The sequence below is a fragment of the Micromonospora sp. NPDC007208 genome, assembly GCF_042869175.1.
Lineage (GTDB): Bacteria > Actinomycetota > Actinomycetes > Mycobacteriales > Micromonosporaceae > Micromonospora > Micromonospora foliorum.
Genome location: NZ_JBIAFG010000012.1, coordinates 40,990 through 61,126, shown reverse-complemented (window position 1 = coordinate 61,126; position 20,137 = coordinate 40,990). Strand labels below are relative to the sequence as shown.

21 protein-coding genes and 1 pseudogene are annotated in these 20,137 nt (G+C 73.1%); 11 read left to right on the top strand and 11 right to left on the bottom strand.

Going from position 1 to position 20,137, the window contains the following annotated elements:
- Positions 1-25: 25 nt before the first annotated feature.
- Together ACFYL6_RS22550 and ACFYL6_RS22545 are read right to left on the bottom strand one after the other, a co-directional pair.
- The gene (locus ACFYL6_RS22550) at positions 26-967 is read right to left on the bottom strand and encodes a MerR family transcriptional regulator (protein ID WP_387173910.1); all 942 of its coding nucleotides are present in this window, start codon (positions 965-967) and stop codon (positions 26-28) included.
- 54 nt (positions 968-1,021) lie between these two features.
- Positions 1,022-1,585 carry a dihydrofolate reductase family protein gene (locus ACFYL6_RS22545; protein ID WP_387173908.1) on the bottom strand — a complete coding sequence of 188 codons (564 nt, stop codon included), beginning with the start codon at positions 1,583-1,585 and terminating at the stop codon, positions 1,022-1,024.
- 148 nt (positions 1,586-1,733) lie between these two features.
- Between ACFYL6_RS22545 and ACFYL6_RS22540 the strand changes: the two genes are divergently transcribed.
- Both ACFYL6_RS22540 and ACFYL6_RS22535 read left to right on the top strand, forming a co-directional pair.
- Entirely contained in the window at positions 1,734-1,988 is a 255-nt protein-coding gene (locus ACFYL6_RS22540; protein ID WP_387173906.1) for a DUF5522 domain-containing protein, read from the top strand.
- Between the two features lie 98 nt (positions 1,989-2,086).
- On the top strand, positions 2,087-2,635 hold the full coding sequence (locus tag ACFYL6_RS22535) for a hypothetical protein (RefSeq protein WP_387173904.1): 549 nt from the start codon (positions 2,087-2,089) through the stop codon (positions 2,633-2,635).
- 19 nt (positions 2,636-2,654) lie between these two features.
- On the opposite strand, the gene ACFYL6_RS22530 is transcribed toward ACFYL6_RS22535, so the two are convergent.
- A complete protein-coding gene (locus ACFYL6_RS22530) occupies positions 2,655-3,344 on the bottom strand; it encodes a metal-dependent transcriptional regulator (RefSeq protein ID WP_387173902.1) in 690 nt (229 codons plus the stop codon).
- A gap of 100 nt (positions 3,345-3,444) precedes the next feature.
- On the opposite strand from ACFYL6_RS22530, the gene ACFYL6_RS22525 reads away from it, so the two are divergent.
- The 3 genes and pseudogenes from ACFYL6_RS22525 (at position 3,445) to ACFYL6_RS22515 (ending at position 8,116) form a co-directional block, all read left to right on the top strand.
- Complete coding sequence (locus ACFYL6_RS22525) at positions 3,445-4,305, top strand: sulfurtransferase (protein ID WP_387173900.1); 861 nt, start codon at positions 3,445-3,447, stop codon at positions 4,303-4,305.
- Positions 4,306-4,353: 48 nt separating this feature from the next.
- A complete protein-coding gene (locus tag ACFYL6_RS22520) occupies positions 4,354-5,535 on the top strand; it encodes an acetoin utilization protein AcuC (protein WP_387173899.1) in 1,182 nt (393 codons plus the stop codon).
- Positions 5,532-8,116 (top strand): annotated as a pseudogene (locus ACFYL6_RS22515) (GNAT family N-acetyltransferase). The gene ACFYL6_RS22520 and the pseudogene ACFYL6_RS22515 overlap by 4 nt, the downstream one beginning before the upstream one ends.
- 10 nt (positions 8,117-8,126) lie before the next feature.
- On the opposite strand, the gene ACFYL6_RS22510 reads toward ACFYL6_RS22515, so the two are convergent.
- Both ACFYL6_RS22510 and sigB read right to left on the bottom strand, forming a co-directional pair.
- A complete protein-coding gene (locus tag ACFYL6_RS22510) occupies positions 8,127-8,534 on the bottom strand; it encodes a VOC family protein (RefSeq protein WP_238659349.1) in 408 nt (135 codons plus the stop codon).
- A gap of 109 nt (positions 8,535-8,643) precedes the next feature.
- Positions 8,644-9,660, bottom strand: coding sequence for an RNA polymerase sigma factor SigB (gene sigB, locus ACFYL6_RS22505; RefSeq protein WP_372492788.1), 1,017 nt, complete (start codon positions 9,658-9,660; stop codon positions 8,644-8,646).
- 229 nt (positions 9,661-9,889) lie between these two features.
- Here sigB and ACFYL6_RS22500 point away from each other — a divergent pair, with 229 nt between their 5' ends.
- Positions 9,890-10,678, top strand: a complete 789-nt coding sequence (locus ACFYL6_RS22500; RefSeq protein WP_387174110.1) for a sporulation protein — start codon at positions 9,890-9,892, stop codon at positions 10,676-10,678.
- A gap of 126 nt (positions 10,679-10,804) precedes the next feature.
- On the opposite strand, the gene dtd is transcribed toward ACFYL6_RS22500, so the two are convergent.
- Together dtd and ACFYL6_RS22490 are read right to left on the bottom strand one after the other, a co-directional pair.
- Positions 10,805-11,227: a D-aminoacyl-tRNA deacylase gene (dtd, locus tag ACFYL6_RS22495; protein ID WP_387173897.1), complete on the bottom strand. Its 423-nt coding sequence runs from the start codon at positions 11,225-11,227 to the stop codon at positions 10,805-10,807.
- Positions 11,227-12,711 carry a methyltransferase gene (locus tag ACFYL6_RS22490; protein ID WP_387173895.1) on the bottom strand — a complete coding sequence of 495 codons (1,485 nt, stop codon included), beginning with the start codon at positions 12,709-12,711 and terminating at the stop codon, positions 11,227-11,229. The genes dtd and ACFYL6_RS22490 overlap by 1 nt, the downstream gene beginning before the upstream one ends.
- A gap of 95 nt (positions 12,712-12,806) precedes the next feature.
- Here ACFYL6_RS22490 and ACFYL6_RS22485 point away from each other — a divergent pair, with 95 nt between their 5' ends.
- Positions 12,807-13,397: an HhH-GPD-type base excision DNA repair protein gene (locus ACFYL6_RS22485; RefSeq protein ID WP_387173894.1), complete on the top strand. Its 591-nt coding sequence runs from the start codon at positions 12,807-12,809 to the stop codon at positions 13,395-13,397.
- 10 nt (positions 13,398-13,407) lie between these two features.
- Here ACFYL6_RS22485 and ACFYL6_RS22480 read toward each other — a convergent pair whose 3' ends face one another.
- Both ACFYL6_RS22480 and ACFYL6_RS22475 read right to left on the bottom strand, forming a co-directional pair.
- Positions 13,408-13,719 (bottom strand): hypothetical protein, encoded by a 312-nt coding sequence (locus ACFYL6_RS22480; RefSeq protein ID WP_355420538.1) that lies wholly within the window; start codon positions 13,717-13,719, stop codon positions 13,408-13,410.
- Positions 13,720-13,732: 13 nt separating this feature from the next.
- Positions 13,733-14,020 (bottom strand): hypothetical protein, encoded by a 288-nt coding sequence (locus ACFYL6_RS22475; protein ID WP_387173892.1) that lies wholly within the window; start codon positions 14,018-14,020, stop codon positions 13,733-13,735.
- 104 nt (positions 14,021-14,124) lie between these two features.
- On the opposite strand from ACFYL6_RS22475, the gene ACFYL6_RS22470 reads away from it, so the two are divergent.
- Entirely contained in the window at positions 14,125-14,484 is a 360-nt protein-coding gene (locus tag ACFYL6_RS22470) for a DUF3099 domain-containing protein (RefSeq protein ID WP_387173890.1), read from the top strand.
- Between the two features lie 38 nt (positions 14,485-14,522).
- Here the strand turns inward: ACFYL6_RS22470 and ACFYL6_RS22465 are convergent, their stop codons facing one another.
- Positions 14,523-15,422 (bottom strand): carbohydrate kinase family protein, encoded by a 900-nt coding sequence (locus ACFYL6_RS22465; RefSeq protein ID WP_387173888.1) that lies wholly within the window; start codon positions 15,420-15,422, stop codon positions 14,523-14,525.
- On the bottom strand, positions 15,419-16,354 hold the full coding sequence (locus ACFYL6_RS22460; protein WP_387173886.1) for a pseudouridine-5'-phosphate glycosidase: 936 nt from the start codon (positions 16,352-16,354) through the stop codon (positions 15,419-15,421). Before ACFYL6_RS22460 ends, ACFYL6_RS22465 begins: the two co-directional genes overlap by 4 nt.
- An 88-nt stretch (positions 16,355-16,442) precedes the next feature.
- On the opposite strand from ACFYL6_RS22460, the gene ACFYL6_RS22455 reads away from it, so the two are divergent.
- The 3 genes from ACFYL6_RS22455 (at position 16,443) to ACFYL6_RS22445 (ending at position 19,288) form a co-directional block, all read left to right on the top strand.
- Positions 16,443-16,661: a DUF3039 domain-containing protein gene (locus ACFYL6_RS22455; protein WP_007456912.1), complete on the top strand. Its 219-nt coding sequence runs from the start codon at positions 16,443-16,445 to the stop codon at positions 16,659-16,661.
- Between the two features lie 40 nt (positions 16,662-16,701).
- Positions 16,702-17,364: a trimeric intracellular cation channel family protein gene (locus tag ACFYL6_RS22450; RefSeq protein WP_387173883.1), complete on the top strand. Its 663-nt coding sequence runs from the start codon at positions 16,702-16,704 to the stop codon at positions 17,362-17,364.
- Positions 17,365-17,554: 190 nt separating this feature from the next.
- The gene (locus tag ACFYL6_RS22445) at positions 17,555-19,288 is read left to right on the top strand and encodes a DEAD/DEAH box helicase (RefSeq protein ID WP_238660208.1); all 1,734 of its coding nucleotides are present in this window, start codon (positions 17,555-17,557) and stop codon (positions 19,286-19,288) included.
- Positions 19,289-20,137: the final 849 nt, after the last annotated feature.

Below are 20,137 nucleotides of genomic sequence, written 5' to 3'. Positions count from 1 at the left end.
GCCCAGCCGCCCGGGCTCGGTCAGCTCACCGAGCCGGCTCGGGCATCCGGGCGCGCAGGGCCCGGATGAACCAGTCCACCGCCGGCACTGTCGCATCGCCTGTCGACCAGCCGTTGAGCACCGCCAACAGGTCGAGGTAACGGTCCCGGCGGGGATCGTTGGCCGGAACCAGCCGGTCGAGCAACCGCCGACGCAGGTCGGCGTCGTCCGGGTGACCGTGCAGGCTCGCGTACCGGGCGGTGACGGCCGCGACCACCGGATCGGCGTGCGGGCTGGTCGGGTCGAGACCTACCGCGAGGGCGGGGGCCACCGCGTCCCGGACCACCGCGACGGCGTCCGGGCGGGGCAGCCCCGGTACGTCGTGGTCGGCGGCGTGCTGCCGCGCCAGCCGCCGCATCCGGGCCCGGAACTCCGGGTCCCGGCACAACTCGGCCAGCTCCAGCCACGCCTCGACCTGCTCGGTGCTGGGGTCGTCGGGAAGCTCCGGTGTCATCGAGACGATCACACCCGGGTACGCGGGATGGTCGCCGAGGCAGGCGAAGACGCTGCCCAGGAAGTCGGCCACCAACTGCCCCCGCTCCCGGCTGGTGAGCCGGGCCAACCGGTGCAGCTCGTCCACCTCGGCCGGGCCCGACCCGCGCCTCGCCGCGACGGTGAGCACCGCCTGACGCAGCCGCAGCACCCGGATCTGCACCGCCAACGCCTCGGCGTGCGCGGCGGCCACCTCGTGCAGGGGCACCTCCTGGTTCACCACCCGTCGGATGGTGGCCAGGTCCAGGCCCAGGTCACGCAGCGTCCGGACCAGCTCCAACCGGGCCACGGCCGCCCGGCCGTACCGCCGGTAGCCGGCCGGGCTCCGGTCCGTCGGCGGCACGATCCCGCTGTCGGCGTAGTACCGGATCGTCTTGACGCTCAGGCCGGTCCGTCTCGCCAGCTCACCGATCGTGTGACGCGTCTCCCCGCTCATGCCCCCACCCTCGTATCTCCCCCCGGTGGAGACTCAAGCAGCTGCGTTGATCGGTCAGCGGACCCGCTCGTGACGAAGCAGGACCACCCCGTTGCCGAAGACGCGGCTCTCCACGAGTCGCAGGCCGGTCGGGGCGTCCGCGTCGGGGAAGAGTCGGCGGCCCCGACCGACAAGCACCGGGTGGACGTAGATCCGGTACTCGTCGATCAGGTCGTGCCGGGCGAACGTCGCGGCCAGGTCGGCCCCACCGAGCGCCAGGTCGCCGCCCGGCTCGGCGGTGAGCCTGCGGACCTGCTCGACGTCGAACTCGCGCACCACTGTCGCGTTCCAGTCGGCGTGGTCGAGCGTGCGCGAGTAGACGATCTTCGGCATGTCCCGCCAGATGCGGGCGAACTCGCGTTCCGGGCCGCTGGCGGTCGGATCCTGATCGGCGGTCGGCCAGTAGGCGGCCATCAGCTCGTGGCTGACCCGGCCGCTGAGGAACCCGCCCATCGAGGCGATCACGTCGTTGAAGTGCTGGTGCAACTCCTCGTCGACCTGGTGCCAGCCGATGTCGCCACCCGGGCCCTCGAAGAACCCGTCCAACGACAGGCTCATCTGCACAACGATCTTCCGCATCGCGTCCCCTCCGTATGCGTTGATGGGCGTCGACCCCGATCGTCGTCGGACCGTACGACGAAACGACCGCCCGCCGCGACGACGCCGGGGGCGTGTCGCGTCTCCGGGCAGCGGGAAGCCGACCACGACGCGTCCCTAGACTGCTGCGGTGACCGGAGAGCGACGACCCCTGGCCGACCGGCCGCTCACCGAGCCGCACCCGTCCCGGCTGCCGCCCGACCACCCCGACCGGGCCCGGGTCCTCGCCGCGCACAACGCCGCGCTGGCCGCCGGTGAGGCCGGCTACCTCGACCCGGCGAGCGGGCTGTTCGTGCTCAGCGCCGCTTTCCTGGCCCGCCGTGGCACGTGCTGCGGACGCGGCTGCCGGCACTGCCCGTACGTGGACGATCCACCGTCGGAATAGGCGACAGCGGGGGCTTTCGCCCGACACCGACACCCCGTACGGTGTCCGACGGACGTCTGGCGGGAGCCTTCCGCCGTCGGTCGGCGAGAGGGTGGGACGTGCGCGGTCGGATCGTGGTCGCCGGGCTGGCCGGGCTGCTGGTGAGCGGCTGCGCGGACGAGGCGGCGCCGGTGGCGGTGCCGCCGCCGGTGCCGATCGCGGTGGACGTGGCGGCGGCCTCCGCGGGCGGCGCCTGCCGCCTACTGGACTTCGCGGTGATCGAGCAGGTGGTGAAGGTCCGCTTCGACGTGGCGGCGGCCAGCGAACAGGGCGACACCCACGCCTGTGTGGTCCGGGCCGCGGGTGCGACCCTGCCGGAGCTGACGCTCAGCGTGACCGAGAGCACGATCGACAAGACCAGCTTCGGCGCGGACGTGGTGCCGGACAGGGCGGCGAAGGTCACCGGGCTGGGTCAGCAGGCCTACAAGCGGACCACCGCCGCGACGAGCGGACATGGGCCGGTCGCCGAGGTGGGTTGGCTGGCTGGCGACGGGCGGCTGGCCACGGTGAGCTGGACCGCTGCCCGTGGCAGTGAGCGCTCGGCGGTGGAGAAGCTGACCGGCGACCTGGCCGCGCTGGCGAAAAAGGTGGACACCCGGGCGTTGTGACGCCCGGGTGCCCGGTTGGTCAGCTGGCGGCGACGAAGACCCGGGAGGCGACCTCGCGGGGCAGCCGGACCCGGTCACCGGAGCGGTCGATCGACACCCCGTCGCGCTCCTGGGCCACGGTCACCGTGGCGCCCGGGTCGACACCGGCGGCGTGCAGCTGGCGCAGCACGTCGGCGTCCTTCTGCACGCTCTCGCAGATCCGGCGCACCACGACCGGCCCGGAGAGGCCGGGGAAGGCCAGGTTGCGCTCGCCCTCGGCAGCCTCGATGGTCTCCGTCGCCGGCGAACCCAGCTCCTGAAGACCGGGGATCGGGTTGCCGTACGGGGAACGGGTCGGCCGGTTGAGCAGGTCGTACACCCGCTTCTCCACCGCGTCGCTCATCACGTGCTCCCAGCGGCAGGCCTCCTCGTGGGCCTCCTCGTAGGGCATCCCGATGACGTTGACCAGCAGCAGCTCGGCGAGGCGGTGCTTGCGCATCACCGACACGGCGCTGCCGCGGCCCTGGGCGGTGAGCGTCAGGTGCCGGTCCCCCTCGACGGTGAGCAGGCCGTCGCGCTCCATCCGGGCGACGGTCTGGCTCACGGTGGGGCCACTCTGCTGCAGCCTCTCGGCGATCCGGGCACGCAGCGGCGGCACTCCCTCCTCTTCCAACTCGAGGATGGTGCGCAGGTACATTTCGGTCGTGTCGACCAGGTCGTGAGACTTCATAACGTCAGCGGCCCTCCGGTGCACGATGCTACCTCGGGGAAGGGCTGGCGACCGCCGCCGAGCCGCGTGCCGTCGGCGCGAATGGTGTTGGATGGTCGCCATGTCCGGTACCCAGGAGCCGTTGGTCGAGGTCGATCGGCTCGTCGCCGAGCTTGACCAGGCCGATCCGCCCACCCTGCTCGACGTCCGTTGGCGGCTCATCGGCCCGCCCGGGCGCGACGACTACCTCGCCGGCCACCTGCCCGGGGCGGTCTTCGTCGACCTGGACACCGCGCTCTGTGGGGCGCCGGGCGCCGGCGGTCGGCACCCCCTGCCCGACCCGGCCGCGTTGCAGGCCGCGCTGCGGGCCGCCGGCGTCCGCACCGGTCACCCCGTGGTGGTGTACGACGACGGCGACGGCATGGCCGCCGCGCGGGCCTGGTGGACGCTGCGCTGGGCGGGGCACCGTCCGGTGCGCGTGCTGCACGGCGGCTACCCGGCCTGGGTCGCCGCCGGCCGGCCCGTCTCGACCGACGCCCCCGCCCCGCCCCCCGGTGACGTCGTGGTGCGCCCCGGTGATCTCCCGGTGCTCGACGCGGGGCAGGCCGCCGCACTGGCCGCCGCGGACGACGCCGTGCTGCTCGACGTACGGGCGGCGCCGCGCTACCGGGGTGAGGTCGAGCCGATCGACCCGGTCGCCGGGCACGTGCCGGGCGCGGCGAACCTGCCCGCCGGCGAGTACGTCGGACCGGACGGCCGGTTCCTGGCGGCCGACGTGTTGAGCGAGCGGTTCGCCGCCGCCGGGGTGACCGAGGGGCGGGCCGTCGGGGCGTACTGCGGCTCGGGGGTGACCGCCGCGCAGGCGGTGCTCGCGCTGCACCTGGCCGGCCGCACGGACGCCGCGCTCTACGTTGGATCGTGGAGCAACTGGGTGGCCGACCCGGCCCGGCCGGTCGCCTCCGGGTCGACACCTGGCCGCTGACCAGCGCGTGCGGTGGGCCAGTGCGGGTCCTCGTGCGACGATGGGCTCATGTCCGACGACACGGTGGTGGTGTGGGACGAGTCGCTGCTCGCCTACGACATGGGTGACCATCCACTCGACCCGGTCCGGGTGGAGCTGACCATCGCGCTCGCCCGCGAGCTGGGCATCCTCAATCGGCCAGGCGTGCGTGTGGTCAAGCCCGAGCCGGCCGACGACGCCCTGCTCACCCGGGTGCACGAGCCGGCCTACCTCGCCGCGGTGCGCAACGCGCCGCGCGACCCGCTCTTCGCCGGGTACGGGCTGGGCACCTCCGACAACCCGGTCTTCGAGGGGATGCACGAGTCCAGCGCGCTCATCGCCGGCGCGACGGTGGCCGCCGCCGAGGCGGTCTGGCGCGGCGACGCCCGGCGGGCGGTGAACGTGGCCGGTGGGCTGCACCACGCGATGCCCGCCCGAGCCTCCGGCTTCTGTGTCTACAACGACCCCGCGGTGGCCATCGCCCGCCTGCTCGACCTGGGCGCCGAGCGGGTCGCGTACGTGGACGTCGACGTGCACCACGGCGACGGGGTGCAGCAGATCTTCTGGAACGACCCCCGGGTGCTCACGGTCAGCGTGCACGAGACCCCGCTGGCGCTCTTTCCGGGCACGGGTTTCCCGGACGAGACGGGCGGCCCGGGCGCGCAGGGCACCGCGGTCAACATGCCGTTGCCGCCGGGTGTCGACGACAGCGGCTGGCAGCGGGCGTTCCACGCGATCGTGCCGTCGGTGCTGCGCGCGTTCCGGCCGCAGGTGCTGGTCAGCCAGTGCGGCGCCGACGGGCACCGACTGGACCCGCTCGCCGACCTCAACCTGACGGTGGACGGGCAGCGGGCCACCTACCTGGCGATGCGGGCGCTCGCCGACGAGTTGTGCGACGGCCGGTGGGTGGCCACCGGCGGCGGCGGGTACGCGCTCGTCGAGGTGGTGCCCCGGGCCTGGAGTCACCTGCTGGCCGTGGCCACCGGTGACCCGATCGACCCGGCCACGCTCACCCCACCCGGGTGGCGGGACCTGGTCGCCTCCCGCCGTCTGGGCCGGGAGGTGCCGCTGCGGATGACCGACGACGCCGACCCGTCGTACGAGCCGTGGCAGCCGACCGGCGAGCCGAACGCGGTGGACCGGGCCATCGCGGCCACCCGCAAGACGGTCTTCCCGCTGCTCGGGCTCGACCCGCACGATCCGCGGGACTGAGCCGGGCCGGGGGAGGGCAGTTCCGGTGACGACCGTGGGCCAGCCGGTCGACGTGCTGCTCAGCGATGGCAGCACGGTCCAGTTGCGACCGATCGACCCGGCCGACGCGCCGGGCATCGTGGCGATGCACAGCCGGTTCTCCGAGCGCACCCGTTACCTGCGGTACTTCTCGCCGTACCCGCGCATCCCGGAACGGGATCTGATCCGTTTCGTCACCGTGGACCACCACGACCGGGAGGCGTTCGTGGTGCTGGCCGCCGACCAGATCGTCGCGGTCGGCCGCTACGAGCGGCTCGGCCCGCAGGCCCCCGAGGCGGAGGTGGCCTTCGTGGTGGAGGACGCCTACCAGGGTCGGGGCATTGGCTCGGTGCTGATGGAGCACCTGGCCGACGCGGCCCGGCGCAACGACATCATGAGCTTCGTCGCGGAGGTGCTGCCGGCCAACGGGACGATGCTGCGGGTCTTCGCCGACTTCGGCTACCAGGTCCAGCGCGAGTACGCCGACGGCGTGGTCCACCTGAGCTTCCCCATCGCGCCCACCGAGGCCAGCCTGGAGGTGCAGCGCGGCCGGGAGCACCGCACCGAGGCCCGCTCGATCGCCCGGCTGCTCGCCCCGCGCGGCATCGTCGTCTACGGTGCCAGCGCCACAGGCCAGGGCGTCGGCGCGGCGGTGCTCGGGCACCTGCGCGACGGCGGGTTCACCGGTGCGGTGGTGCCGGTGCATCCGAGCGCGTCGACAGTGGCCGGCCTGCCCGCGTACCCGTCGGCGGTGGACGCCGGAGCGCCGGTGGACCTGGCGGTGGTGGCGGTCCCGCCGGAGGCGGCGACCGGGGTGGTCGCCGACGCCGCTGCCGCGGGTGTGCACGGCCTGGTGGTCATCTCGGCCGGCTTCGCCGAGGCCGGCGGTGAGGGCGCGGCCACGCAGCGGGCGCTGGTCCGCGCGGCGCACGCGGCCGGAATGCGGGTCGTCGGCCCGAACTGCCTCGGCGTGGCCAACACCGACCCGACGGTACGCCTCAACGCCACCCTCGCCCCGGCGCTGCCGCCGGCCGGTCGGGTCGGCATCTTCAGTCAGTCCGGCGCGTTCGGGGTGGCGTTGCTCGCCGAGGCGGACCGGCGGGGCCTCGGGCTGTCCAGCTTCGTGTCGGCGGGCAACCGGGCCGACGTCTCCGGCAACGACCTCCTGCAGTACTGGCAGGACGACCCCGGCACCGACGTGATCATGCTGTACCTGGAGACCTTCGGGAACCCGCGCAAGTTCGCCCGGCTGGCCCGGCGGATCGGCCGCGCCAAACCGGTCGTCGCGCTCGCATCGCCGGCCCGCCCGCCCGGGGTCGGTGACGCCGCCGGGCCGGACGAGGTCGCGGTGGCCGCGCTCTTCGCCCAGTCCGGGGTGATCCGGGTGGACACCGTGCCGGAGCTGCTCGACGTGGGGGTGCTGCTGGCCAACCAGCCGTTGCCGGTGGGCGGCCGGGTCGGTGTGGTCGGCAACTCCTCGGCCCTCACCGGGCTGGCCGCGACCGCCTGCGTCGGGCACGGCCTGAGCGTGGCCGACGGTTATCCCCGCGACGTCGGGCCGAGCGCCGGTGCCGCCGAGTTCGCCGCCGCGCTCGCCGAGACCGCCGCCGACGAACGGGTGGACGCCCTGGTGGTGGTCTTCGCCCCGCCGCTACCCGGCCAGCTGACCGAGGTGGACGCCGACGTGACCGCCGCGCTGCCGGCCGCCCTCGCGTTGGGCAAGCCGACCGTGGCGACGTTCCTGGTCGGGCGGCTGCCGCCGGGGGTGCCGGCGTACGGCGGCGTGGAGGAGGCGGTCCGCGCGCTCGCCCGCGCGCACCGGTACGCCGAGTGGCTTCGCCGCCCGCCCGGGGTGGCACCGGAGTTGCCCGGCCTCGATCGAGTCGCCGCGCAGGCCGCGCTCCGGGCCGACGCCACCGACCCGGGCGCGCTGCTGGCGGCGTACGGCATCGACGTGGTGGCCTCGGTGCCCGTCGACTCGGGCGACGCGGCGGCCGACGCGGCGGCGCGGCTGGGCTTCCCGGTGGCGCTCAAGGCGGCCGCCCCCGGGCTGCGGCACCGGCTCGACCTCGGCGCGGTCCGGCTGGACCTGCCCGACGAGCCGACCCTCCGTCGCGCGTACACCGACCTGGCGGCGACCTTCGGCGCGGACGCCCTGGTCCAGCCGATGGTTCCGCCCGGGGTGGCGTGCGTGGTGGAGGTGGTGGAGGATCCGGCGTTCGGGCCGGTGGTCGGCTTCGGCCTCGGTGGGGTCGCCACCGAGCTGCTCGGCGATCGGGCCTGGCGGGCAGTGCCACTGACCGACCGGGACGCGGCCGAGCTGGTCGACGAGCCCCGGGCGGCGCCGCTGCTGCGCGGGCACCGGGGGGCCGCCCCGGTCGACCGGGCGGCGCTGGCCGACCTGCTGCTGCGGGTGGGTCAGCTCGCCGACGAACAACCCCGGGTGCGGTCGCTGACCCTCAACCCGGTGCTCGCCCGCCCGGACGGCATCTCGGTCCTGCACGCCCAGGTAGGGGTCGGTGGGGTGGTCGCCCGCCCGGACACCGGCCCGCGCCGCCTGTGAGCGTGCCGGGTCAGGCGCGGCTGGAGATCTGCTGGACGCCCCAGGTGTTGCCGTCCGGGTCGGCGAAGAAGACGAAGCCGACATTGTCCAGCGGATCCGGCACCGGCCGGGGGTTCTGACCCACCACCTGGATCTCGCTGACCTCCACACCCCGCCCGACCAGCTCCTCGTGGGCCCGCTTCAGGTCGGGCACCACCAGTTGCAGGCCCTTGAGTGAGCCGGGCGGCATCTCCGGAATGACCCCCTTGCCGATCACGATCGAGCAGCCCGAGCCGGGCGGGGTCAGCTGGACGATGCGCGCCTCGTCGCTGATCACCGTGTCGTGGTCCACCGTGAAGCCGAGCTGGTCGGCGTAGAACTTCTTCGCACGGTCCACATCGGAGACCGGCACGATCACCACTTCCAACGTCCAGTTCATCGTCGCTCTCCTCGCCTCGTCGATCAGCGGGCCGGTGCCCCAGTCAAACACCCCGACGGCACGGAAGGCCCCGGCGAACCGCCGGGGCCTTCCGTGGGAACCGGGTGCGTCAGCAGGCGTACGCCTCCAGGCGCTGGGCCCGCTCGGGTGCGCGCAGCTTCAGCAGCGTCACCTTCTCGATCTGCCGGATCCGCTCCCGGGACAGGCCGAACTCCCGGCCGACCTCGTCCAGGGTGCGCTGGCGGCCGTCGTCCAGACCGAACCGGAGCCGGATGACGGCCTGCTCCCGCTGGGACAGGGTGGAGAGCACGATGCTGACCTCGTTGCGCAGCTCGCCCTGTGCGGCGGCGTCGCCCGGCTCGGTACGCGGGTCCACCGAGGCCACGAAGTCGCCCAGCGCGCTCTCACCGTCGTCGCCGACGGCCTGGTCCAGGCTGACCGGCTCCCGGTCGTACGAGATCAGCTCGATGACCTGGATCTCGGGGATCTCCAGTGCGCGGGCGACCTCGGCGACCGTCGGTTCGCGGCCCAGCGTCACCGCCAGCTCGCGGCGGGCCCGGACCATCCGGTTGACCTGCTCGACCATGTGCACCGGGATGCGGATGGTGCGGGCCTGGTCGGCCATGGCGCGGGTGATGGCCTGCCGGATCCACCAGGTGGCGTACGTGGAGAACTTGTAGCCCTTGGCGTAGTCGAACTTCTCCACCGCCCGGATCAGACCGAGGTTGCCCTCCTGGATCAGGTCGAGAAACGCCATGCCCCGGCCGGTGTAGCGCTTGGCGATGCTGACCACCAGCCGCAGGTTCGCCTCCAACAGGTGGTCCTTGGCCGCCCGACCCTCCGCGACGATCAGCTCCAGGTCGGCCCGCAGCTCCGCAGAGACCGGGGTGCAGGTGGCCAGCTTCTCGTCGGCGAACAGGCCGGCCTCGATGCGCCGGGCCAGGTCGACCTCCTGGGCGGCGGTCAGCAGCTTCGTCCGGCCGATCCCGTTGAGGTAGGCCCGGACCAGGTCGGTGGAGATGCCGCGCTCGTCGGTGGCGTCCAGGTCGACGAGGGCCTCGGAAGCCCCGTCGGTGTCGGTCGTGGTGGCCGGGCGCGTCCGGTGTTCCGTCATCTGCAGGACCATCTCTGTCTCTCCCCGTTTCCACGTCGGTGCCGTGTTCCCGGCCCAGTGGTGCCGGTGTGACAACAGCTTGGCGGGCAGGGCGTAAAACGGGAGTGAGGCGATCGGGCACCCGACAGGAATGGGTCGGATCGCTGGTGCGGTGTGTCGTCGGAGTGTGTGGTTGCCCGCCCCGGCTACGTTGCGGACGGCCGGCCACCTCTGGTCGGCGTTACGACAGATGGAGGACGGTGTGGTCTTCAAGCGGCTCATGAAGGCGATGGGCGTCGGCGGCCCGTCGGTGGAGACGGTGCTGGCCAACCCCAACTGCCGCCCGGGCGGCCAGTTGGAGGGCCGCATCCAGGTGGTGGGAGGCGACCACCAGGTCGACATCGACCACGTCACCCTCGGCCTGGTCACCCGGGTCGAGGTCGAGAGCGGCGACAACGACTACGACACCACCCAGGAGTTCCACCGCCAGCGGGTCACCGGCGCGTTCCGGCTGGAGCCGGGGCAGCGCTACGACCTCCCGTTCCGCTTCGACGTGCCGTGGGAGACGCCGGTCACCGAGCTGTACGGGCAGCACCTGCACGGGATGACGATGGGCCTGCGTACCGAGCTGGAGGTCGCCCGCGCGGTCGACAAGGGTGACCTGGACGCCGTGTCGGTGCACCCGCTGCCGGCGCAGGAGCGACTGCTGGACGCGTTGCTACGGCTGGGCTTCCGGTTCGCACGCGCCGACGTGGAGCGTGGTCACATCTACGGCGTACGCCAGACGTTGCCGTTCTACCAGGAGATCGAGTTCAGCCCGGCGCCGCAGTACGCCCGCTCGATCAACCAGTTGGAGGTCACCTTCATCGCCGACGCACAGCAGATGCAGGTGGTGCTGGAGGTCGACAAGCGCGGCGGTGTCTTCACCGAGGGCCGGGACGCCTTCGGCCGGTTCACTGTCGACCACGCCACCGCCGACCGCACCGACTGGACCGCCGAGCTCGACAACTGGCTCCGCCAGTCCCTGTCCCGCCGAGGCCTCTTCTCCTAACCCGCCCCCACCGCCCACGTTCGTTGATCATGAAGTTATTGCCACGACACGCCGAGGCGGCGGGCAATAACTTCATGATCAACCGAGGGGGCCGGGGGAGGGTGGGGTGGGGAATGGGAGGTGGGGTCAGAGGTCCAGGAGGAGGGTTTGGGGGCCGACGTTGATGCTTTCGACGAGCATGTGGGCGCGGAAGCGGCCGGTCTCCACCTTGGCGCCCCGCTCGCGTAACGCGTCGACCACCGCTGTCACCAGTGGTTCGGCGACCTCGGCGGGGGCGGCGGCGGTCCAGGTCGGTCGGCGGCCCTTGCGGGCGTCGCCGTAGAGGGTGAACTGGCTGACCACCAGGATCGGTGCGCCGGTGTCCGCGGCGGACCGTTCACCGTCCAGGAGGCGCACCTCGTGCACCTTGCGGGCCATCGTCTGAGCGGTCTGCGCGGTGTCGGTGTGGGTCACCCCGAGCAACACCAGCAGGCCGTTCTCGATGGCACCGACCACCTCGCCGTCCACCGTCACGCTGGCCCGCCCGACGGTCTGCACCACCGCCCGCATCAGGCGCTCACCGGCTCGATGAAGCCGCGCTCCACCAGGTGCGCCACGATCGGGCCGGCGGCCTCGGCCATCTCGTCGGGCTCGACGTCGTGCGCGGCGGCGAGCAGGGCGAGCTGGTCACGCAGCGGCAGCCGGCCGTCGGCGCCGCCGACCAGTGCCAGCACCAGCGGGTCGATCTCCTCGGTCCAGCGCAGGCCGTGCGGCATCGCCAGGACCTGCCGGTCCACCCCCCAGCCTTCATCGCCCATGGTGGCCTCCTGCCGAAGCTGGAGGCCCTCGGCGGCCCGGTAGCGCTCGGCGAGCAACGCCTCGGTGTCGCGTACCCGGAGGAAGTCCCGGCGGTCGAACCAGGCGGCGACCTGGTCGCCCAGCGGTGGCTGCACCCGCTGGCGCAGGTCCTCCACCCGGACCACCGGGTCGGTGTGTCCGCCGCGGCGCAGTGACACGATGCCGAAGCCGATGCCCTCCACCTTGTGCGCGTCGAACCAGTCCAGCCAGGCGGCCATCCGCTGCGGGTCGGCGGTCTCGCCGACGTCGGTGAGCCACAGGTCGACGTACGCCATCGGGTCGGCCACCTCGCGCTGGATCACCCAGGCGTCCAGGCCGGTCCCGGCGAACCAGCCGGCCACCCGCTCGTCCCACTCCTCGCCAGCGACGTGCACCCAGTTCGCGAGGTACTGCATGGTGCCGCCCTCGGTGAGCAGACCCGGGGCGGCGGCGGCCAGTTCGGCGCCGATCGCGTCACCGATTCGGCCGGAGTCGCGGTACACGTGCGTGGTGGTGCCCGGGCCGACCACGAACGGCGGGTTGCTCACCACCAGGTCGAAGCGCCGACCGGCCACCGGGGCGACCATGTCGCCGCGGAGCAGCTCCCAGTCCTGATTGTTGAGGGCGGCGGTGGTCGCGGCGAAGCGCAACGCCCGCTCGGAGAGGTCGGTGGCGGTCACCGACCGGGCGTGGGTGGCCAGGTGCAGGGCCTGCACGCCGGACCCGGTGCCCAGGTCCAGTGCGGTGTCGACCGGCCGGCGCATGGTCGCGCCGATCAGGGTGTGGGTCGCCCCGCCGATGCCGAGGACGTGCTCGGCGTGCAACGGGCGACCCGGGCGGGCGCTGGCCGGCACGTCGGCGAGCACCCACCAGTCCTCCCCGTACGGCTCCAGGTCGACGCCGGCGCGCAGGCCGTCGCCGTACCGCTCGACCAGCCCGCCGGCCAGGGCCTCCTCCAGGCTCAGCGGCGCCAGCGCAGCGGCCACCGTGGCCTCCGGCTCGGTCTGGTCGCAGATGAACACCCGGATCAGGGTGCCGAGCGGGTCGCCGTCCTCGGTGGCGCGCAACGCGGCCCGGTAGTCGTTGCGGGCGACCGCGGCGGTCGCCTGGGCGCCCAGCCGCTCGGCGATGCCGTGGCTGGTGAAACCGGTCCGGGTCAGCGCGCTCCGCAGCGCGTCGATGCCGGCGGGGGAGAGCAGCATGTCGTGTTCGTCCACCCCGACATCCTGCCCCCCGTCGTGTCCCGGGTCAGCGTCACCCGCCGGTAGACGTCGGAGCGTCGGTGTCCGCCCGGATCGGCGCGGGAGGCAGGATGGTCCGCATGACGCTCGTTCCGCCCATCGACCCGGAGGCCAACCGGCTGCTGGAGCGCAGCCCGCTGGCCCTGCTCCTCGGCATGGTTCTTGATCAACAAGTGCCGATGGAGAAGGCGTTCTCGTCGCCGTACGTGCTCCAGCAGCGGCTCGGCCACGAACTAAACGCGGCGGAGCTGGCCGGGTACGACCCGGAGGCCCTGGTCGCGCTCTTCGCCCAACCGCCCGCGCTGCACCGGTTTCCGAAGGCCATGGCGGCCCGGGTGCAGGAGGTCTGCCAGGTGCTGGTGGAGCGCTACGACGGTGACGCGGCGCTGCTCTGGGCCGAGGTCGCCGACGGGCCGGAGCTGCTGCGTCGGGTTTCCGCGCTGCCCGGCTTCGGCAAGCAGAAGGCACAGATCTTCGTGGCCCTGCTCGGCAAGCGGTTCGGGGTGACCCCGCAGGACTGGCGGAAGGTGGCCGGCGACTACGGCGACCCGGGCGCGTACCGGTCGGTGGCCGACGTCACCGACGCCGATTCGCTGCGTCGGGTGCGGGAGTTCAAGCAGCAGATGAAGGCGGCAGCCAAGGCGAAGACCGCTGGCGGCTGAGCCGTTTGCTTCAGGCGGCGGTGGGGTGCGCCAGCGAGGCCAGCGCACGCCGGACGTCGGCCAGCGAGACGGTCGCCGAGTCGTCCAGGTCGGCCAGGCCGGCCTCGATCCACTGGCGCATCAGCGTGGTGACCCCGATGCCCCGGGCGTCGGCGGCGGCGCGGACCCGCTCGTAGGTGTCCAGTGGGAGCCGCACCGAGCGGCTCACCATCGGCACGTCGGTGTCGGGGGTGGGTAGCTCCGCCGCCGGGCTCTCGTCGATCAGGTCGGCGATCCGGTCGCCGCCGCCGTGGAACTGCTTGGTCGCGTCGTTACGGTGCATCGTCACGGCCTCCTCATCGGCGCGGTCTCCGCACGGCCTCGTCGTATCGCTTGGACTCGACGTCGCTCAGCTCGCGGGCGGAGAGGATGTCCCAGTCGTTGTCGGTGCCATCGGCCTCGGCGAGCAGCACCGCCAGCCGGCGGCCCCGACGGGCGGCGGCGTAGACCACCATCACGTCGTCACCCAGATGCCGGATGACCCGTCGGGCGCTGTGCAGCGCCTCCCAGACTTCCCCGGGTGTGACGTCGTAGACCCTCAGGTTGGCCAACGCCTCGTCGGTGAAGCTGAACCTGCTGCCCACGTCGCGGAGCGTACCACGGACGTAACACGCGACGGGATGAGTCGAATTTCGCTGATCACGGAGCTGCGGTGACAGGATGAGGTGTAACCCCCTCGAGGAGGTCCATGGTGAAGCGTCAGGCGTACCAGCCGATTCTGATCACCGACGCCTCGCGCAGCCAGGACGATCAGCTCAACAGTCGCCAGCGCCGCTATGTCCTGATGATGGGCATCCGGGTGCTGTGCATCATCGTCGGCGCGATCCTGGTCGGTGCGAACGCCCCACTGCTCTGGCTCTGGCTGCCGCTGTGCGGCCTCGGCATGGTGCTCATCCCCTGGCTGGCCGTGCTGCTGGCCAACGACCGGCCGCCGAAGGAAGAGCACCGGCTGGCCAACCGGTTCCACCCGCGCCAACAGGACGACACCCCGCCGATGAGCCTCACCGCCGAGGATCGCCCGCACAAGGTCATCGACGTCGAACCCTGACCCGCCAGCGGGCCAGGGTTCGATTCGTCACGCCCGCGCTACGGCTGTGGCCGTGCGCCGGCCGTGGAGACGGCCAACGCGCCCAGGTCGGTGGCGCGGCTCAGTGCCGCGGCCGGGGTGGCACCGGCGAGCCACGCGGTGAGCAGACCGGCCGCGAAGGCGTCGCCCGCGCCGGTGACGTCCACCACCGCCACCCGCCGGGCCGGCGCCACGCAGACCGGCGTGGTGCGGTCGACCCAGACCGCGCCGGCCGCGCCGCCCTTCACCACGACCCGCCGAGCCGTCGCCGACAGCACCCGCCCCTGCGCCGCCGGGTCCAGCCCGCCGGCCAGCACCGTGGCCTCGTCCGCGTTGACCAGGAGCAGGTCGATGTCGCGTACCCAACTCAGGAACGCCGCCGCGCCGACCCGCCGCAGCGGCGCCGCGGAGGCCGCGTCGACGCTGGTGCTGAGCCCGCGCTCGCGGGCGGCGGCCAACGCCCGCAACCCCGCGCCGCGCGACTCGGCGTCCAGCAGGGTGTACGCGGACAGGTGCAGATGCCCAGCGTCGGGCACCGCCGCGAGGGCCTGCTCGACGTGCGCGGCGCTCAGCCGCAGGTTCGCGCCCCGCTGGCTGACCATCGTGCGTTCGTCGTCGGCGGCCAACACGATGACCGTGCCGGTCGGGGCGCCCTCGACCCGCTCGATCGCGCAGTCGACGCCCGCCCGGTCGAGTTCGGCCACCCGGTCCCGCCCGGCGTCGTCGTTCCCGACGGCGCCGACGAGCGTGACGTCCACCCTCTGCGCGGCGACCCAGGCGGCGGTGTTGGCCGCCTGACCGCCGCCGCCGAGACTGATCTCGGCCCCGGTGTCCGAGCCGGCCGCGAGCGGCCCGGACAGCACGGCGACCACATCGGTGATCACGTCCCCGACGACGACCATTCGGGCCGGTCGGGTCATGCCGGGACGGCGGTGCCGCGGGCCGCCGAGGCGACCGCGATCCGCGCGGCCAGGTCGGCGTTGCGCAGGATGATCCGCACGTTCACCGCCAGGCTCGCGCCCTCGGTGGCCGAGTGGAAGTGCGCGAGCAGGTACGGGGTGACGGCCTTTCCGGTGATCCCGTCCCGCTCCAGCAGGGCCAGGCCCTCGGTGAGCGTCCGGTCGTGCAGCTCGGGGTCGAGCTGTTCGTCGACCGGCAGCGGGTTGGCGATGAGCAGCCCACCGGTGTGCAGGGCGTGTTCGTCCCGGGCGGCGAGCACGGCGGCGACCTGCTCTGGCGAGTCCACCGACCAGTCCAGGTCGAAGCCGGCGTCGGTGAGGTAGAAGCCGGGGAACCGGCGGGTGCGGTAACCCACCACCGCGACCCCGAGGGTCTCCAGGCGCTCCAGCGTCGCGCCCACGTCGAGGATCGACTTGACCCCGGCGCAGACCACCGCGATCGGGGTCTGCGCCAGGGTGACCAGGTCCGCCGACTCGTCGAAGGTGTGCGCGGCCTCCCGGTGCACCCCACCCAGCCCACCGGTGGCGAACACGCCGATACCGGCGGAGGCGGCCACCGCGCTGGTCGCGGCCACCGTGGTCGCGCCGTCCGCGCCGGTCGCGGCGGCCACCGCGAGGTCGCGGACGGAGAGCTTGGTCACGCCGTCGACCGTGGCCAGCCTGGTCAGCTGCGCGTCGTCCAGGCCGACCACCAGCTCGCCGGCGATCATGCCGATCGTCGCCGGAACGGCCCCGGCCTCTCGAACCGTCCGCTCGATCTCCCTGGCCACCCGCAGGTTCTCCGGCCGGGGCAGACCGTGCGAGACGATGGTGCTCTCCAGCGCGACGACGGGCCGGCCGTCGCGCAGGGCTTCGGCGACCTCGGTGCCGTAGCTGGTGCGAAAGTCAGTCACACGGGCACCGTACGGGGTGGGGCCTCGGCCGGCCTCAAGTGGACCCGGCCGTGATGACCTGCCAAACTTGTCGGTTGGAGGTGCAGACGTGAGCACAGAGGTTCTCGAGCGTCCGGAACTGAAGGACGCCGACACCGGTCCCGAGATGTTCCACTACGTCCGCAAGGAGAAGATCGCCGAGAGTGCCGTCATGGGCACTTTCGTCGTCGCTCTCTGCGGCGAGACCTTCCCGGTCACCAAGGCGGCCAAGCCGGGTTCGCCCGTCTGCCCCAAGTGCAAGGAGATCTACGACTCGTACCGTGAGTGATCGTCGGCCGGGGCTCCGGCCGGCGACGTAGCCTGCGGCGGTGACCACCTCCACCGCCCTGCTCCTCGCCGACCTGACCGGGGTGGCGGTGTTCGCCGCGTCCGGGGCCTCGGCGGCGGTGGCCAAGCGACTGGACCTGTTCGGCGTCGCGTTCGTCGGGTTCGTGGCCGCCCTCGGCGGTGGGATCTTCCGGGACCTGGTCATCGACGAGGTGCCGCCGCTGGCCTTCGCCGACTGGCGGTACGCGGCCACCGCCGCGATCACCGCGCTCGCCGTCTTCTGGCTGCACCCGCAACTGGCCCGACTGCGCACCACCGTGCTGGTGCTGGACGCGGCCGGCCTGGCGCTGTTCACCGTCACCGGCACGCTCAAGGCGCTCGACGCCCGGGTGCCGGCGGTCGGCGCCTGCCTGATCGGCATGCTCACCGCGATCGGCGGCGGGCTCGGCCGAGACCTGCTCACCGCCGAAATCCCGGTCGTGCTGCGCCGGGAGATCTACGCGCTGGCCGCGCTGGCCGGTTCGGTCCTGGTGGCGCTGCTGTACGTCACCGGGCAGACCGGGCCCGCACCGCTCACCGCCGCCGCCGTCCTGGTCTTCGGGCTGCGCCTGATCGCGCTGCGTCGACGCTGGTCCGCGCCGGTGGCCCCGTTACGTCCGCCGCGTGCCGACGGGGCGGATCCACGCACCGACCGGGAGTGGTGAGAGGGCCGGACCGCTGTTCGGTCGGGTGCGGGATTGTGACCAGCGTGGCGTCGCCTGGGCCCGGCGGCCCGTGCTGGTTATGCTGAGTCGGCCTTCGCGGCAGCTTCTGCGCGGAGGCGTTTTCATGGGCGGCGGATCCTCGTGGCCCTCGCCCGGGGTCCGCCATCGTGCGGTCGGAGAGGAGCTTCGCGTGGCAGCCCGGACGCCGGTGCTCGAGACGTTCCCGGCGCTGCGCGCCTGGCAGCGCAAGGCCCTGGTGGAATACCTGCGTCGCCGCAGCGAGGACTTCACCGCGGTCGCCACCCCCGGCGCCGGCAAGACCACCTTCGCCCTGCGGATCGCCGCCGAGCTGCTCGGCGACGGCACCGTGGAGGCGGTCACCGTGGTCGCCCCGACCGAGCACCTGAAGAACCAGTGGTCCGAGGCCGCGGCCCGGGTGGGCATCCAACTCGACGCCGCGTTCCGCAACGCCGACCTGCACTCCGCGGCCGACTTCCACGGCGCGGTGGTCACCTACGCGCAGGTGGGGATGGCCCCGCAGGTGCACCGGCGGCGCACCATGACCCGACGCACCCTGGTCATCCTCGACGAGATCCACCACGCCGGCGACTCCCGGTCCTGGGGCGACGGCGTGAAGAACGCCTTCGAACCCGCCGTACGCCGGCTGATGCTCACCGGGACGCCGTTCCGCTCCGACGACAACCCGATCCCGTTCGTCAGCTACGAGCGGGGCGGAGACGGGCTGCTGCGCTCCCGCGCCGACTCGGTGTACGGCTACTCCGACGCGCTCCGCGACGGCGTGGTCCGGCCGGTGCTCTTCCTGGCGTACTCCGGGGAGACCCGCTGGCGTACCAACGCGGGGGAGGAACTGGCCGCCCGGCTGGGCGAGCCGATGACCCAGGACCTGGTGGCGCAGGCGTGGCGTACCGCCCTGGACCCGGCCGGCGACTGGATGCCACAGGTGCTGCGGGCCGCCGACGCCCGACTCACCGTGCTGCGCAACGCGGGCATGGCCGACGCCGGTGGTCTGATCATCGCCACCGACCAGCAGACCGCCCGCTCGTACGCCAAGCTGATCGAGCAGGTGACCGGCGAAAAGGCCGCCGTGGTGCTCTCCGACGACCAGGGCGCGTCCGCCCGGATCGCGACGTTCGCGGCGTCCGACCAGCGGTGGCTGGTCGCGGTGCGGATGGTGTCCGAGGGGGTCGACATCCCGCGACTGGCGGTCGGCGTCTACGCCACCAGCGCCAGCACACCCCTCTACTTCGCCCAGGCGATCGGCCGGTTCGTGCGGGCCCGCCGGCCCGGGGAGACCGCGTCGGTCTTCCTGCCCAGCGTGCCGCACCTGCTCGGGTTGGCCAGCGAGATGGAGACCGAGCGCGACCACGTCCTCGGCAAACCCAAGGAAGCCGACGGTTTCGACGACGACCTGCTGGAACGCGCGCAGCGGGACGACCAGGCCAGCGGGGAGTTGGAGAAGCGGTTCGCGGCGCTCTCGGCCACCGCCGAGCTGGACCAGGTCATCTTCGACGGCGCGTCCTTCGGCACCGCGGCCCAGGCCGGCACCCCCGAGGAAGAGGAATACCTCGGCCTGCCCGGCCTGCTCACCGCCGACCAGGTCTCGCTGCTGCTGACCAAGCGACAGGCCGCACAGCTCGCCGCCCAACGCCGCCGTACGGCCGACGGGGCCGCTCAGCCGGCCGCTGCGCCCACAGCAGCGCCGCCCGCACCCATGAGCGCCGCCCAGCGTCGCGTGGCCCTCCGGCGCCAACTGAACGCGTTGGTGGCCGCCCGACACCACCGCACCGGCCAGCCACACGGCAAGATCCATGCGGAACTGCGCCGGCTCTGCGGCGGCCCGCCGAGCGCCCAGGCCACCATCGAGCAGCTTGAGGAACGCATCGCCACCGTGCAGACCCTCTAGACGGGCCCATCGGTGGACGGGCCCATCGGTGGACGGGCCCATCGGTGGACGGACCCAGTGGGCGGCCTGCCGATCGGCGGGCCGGCTGGGATCACATCGTTACCGAATGGCCCTTCAGGCCCCGTCCACGCCACTGGGATGGACGGGCCCAGTGGGCGGCCTGCCCATCCGCGGGCCGGCTGGGATCACATCGCCGCCGGGTGGCCCCTCAGGCCCGTCCACCCCAGTGGCACCGCCAAGGCCAGGCGGCGCCCGGGTTGGGCGGCGCCGACTGGCCTGGGCCCTGACCTTGGGAAGTGGTGCGCAAACGTGCTTGCGGGGTGGTCTGTGACCGTGCACGCGGCGTGATCCACTCGGTCTTCTTGAAATCGCGGTGTTCGAGCGAGGCGGAAAGCGCGACTTCCGTGAAACCGAGTGGATCACGGTTGCCCTGGGGTTGGGCCGAGGGTTGCCTGGCCGGAACGGCCGCGCGGTGCCTCCATGGGGCATCCCGACTCCAAGATCGTGCAAAAACCAGGATGTAGTGGCCTCGGTGCGTCGGTGAGGCCACTACATCCTGGTTCGAGGGTGACCTTGGCGGCGGTGGGCGCACCAGACCCCCCTCCGGCCCTCTCGGGGGCGGTGTCCGTCGTCAAGATCCGCGCAGTATCAGGGATGTTGCTGTCTCTGGCGCGTCGGAGGCAGCAACTTCGGGGAAGTTGCGGAGATCTTGGTGCGGGGTGCGGGGTGCGGGGTGCGGGGTGCGGGGTGCGGGGTGCGGGGTGCGGGGACAGAGAAAGCCGGGGGGGGGGCCCCCCGGGGGGGGGGGGGGCCGGGGATTTGGGTTTGGGGGTTTTTTTTCCCCAAAAA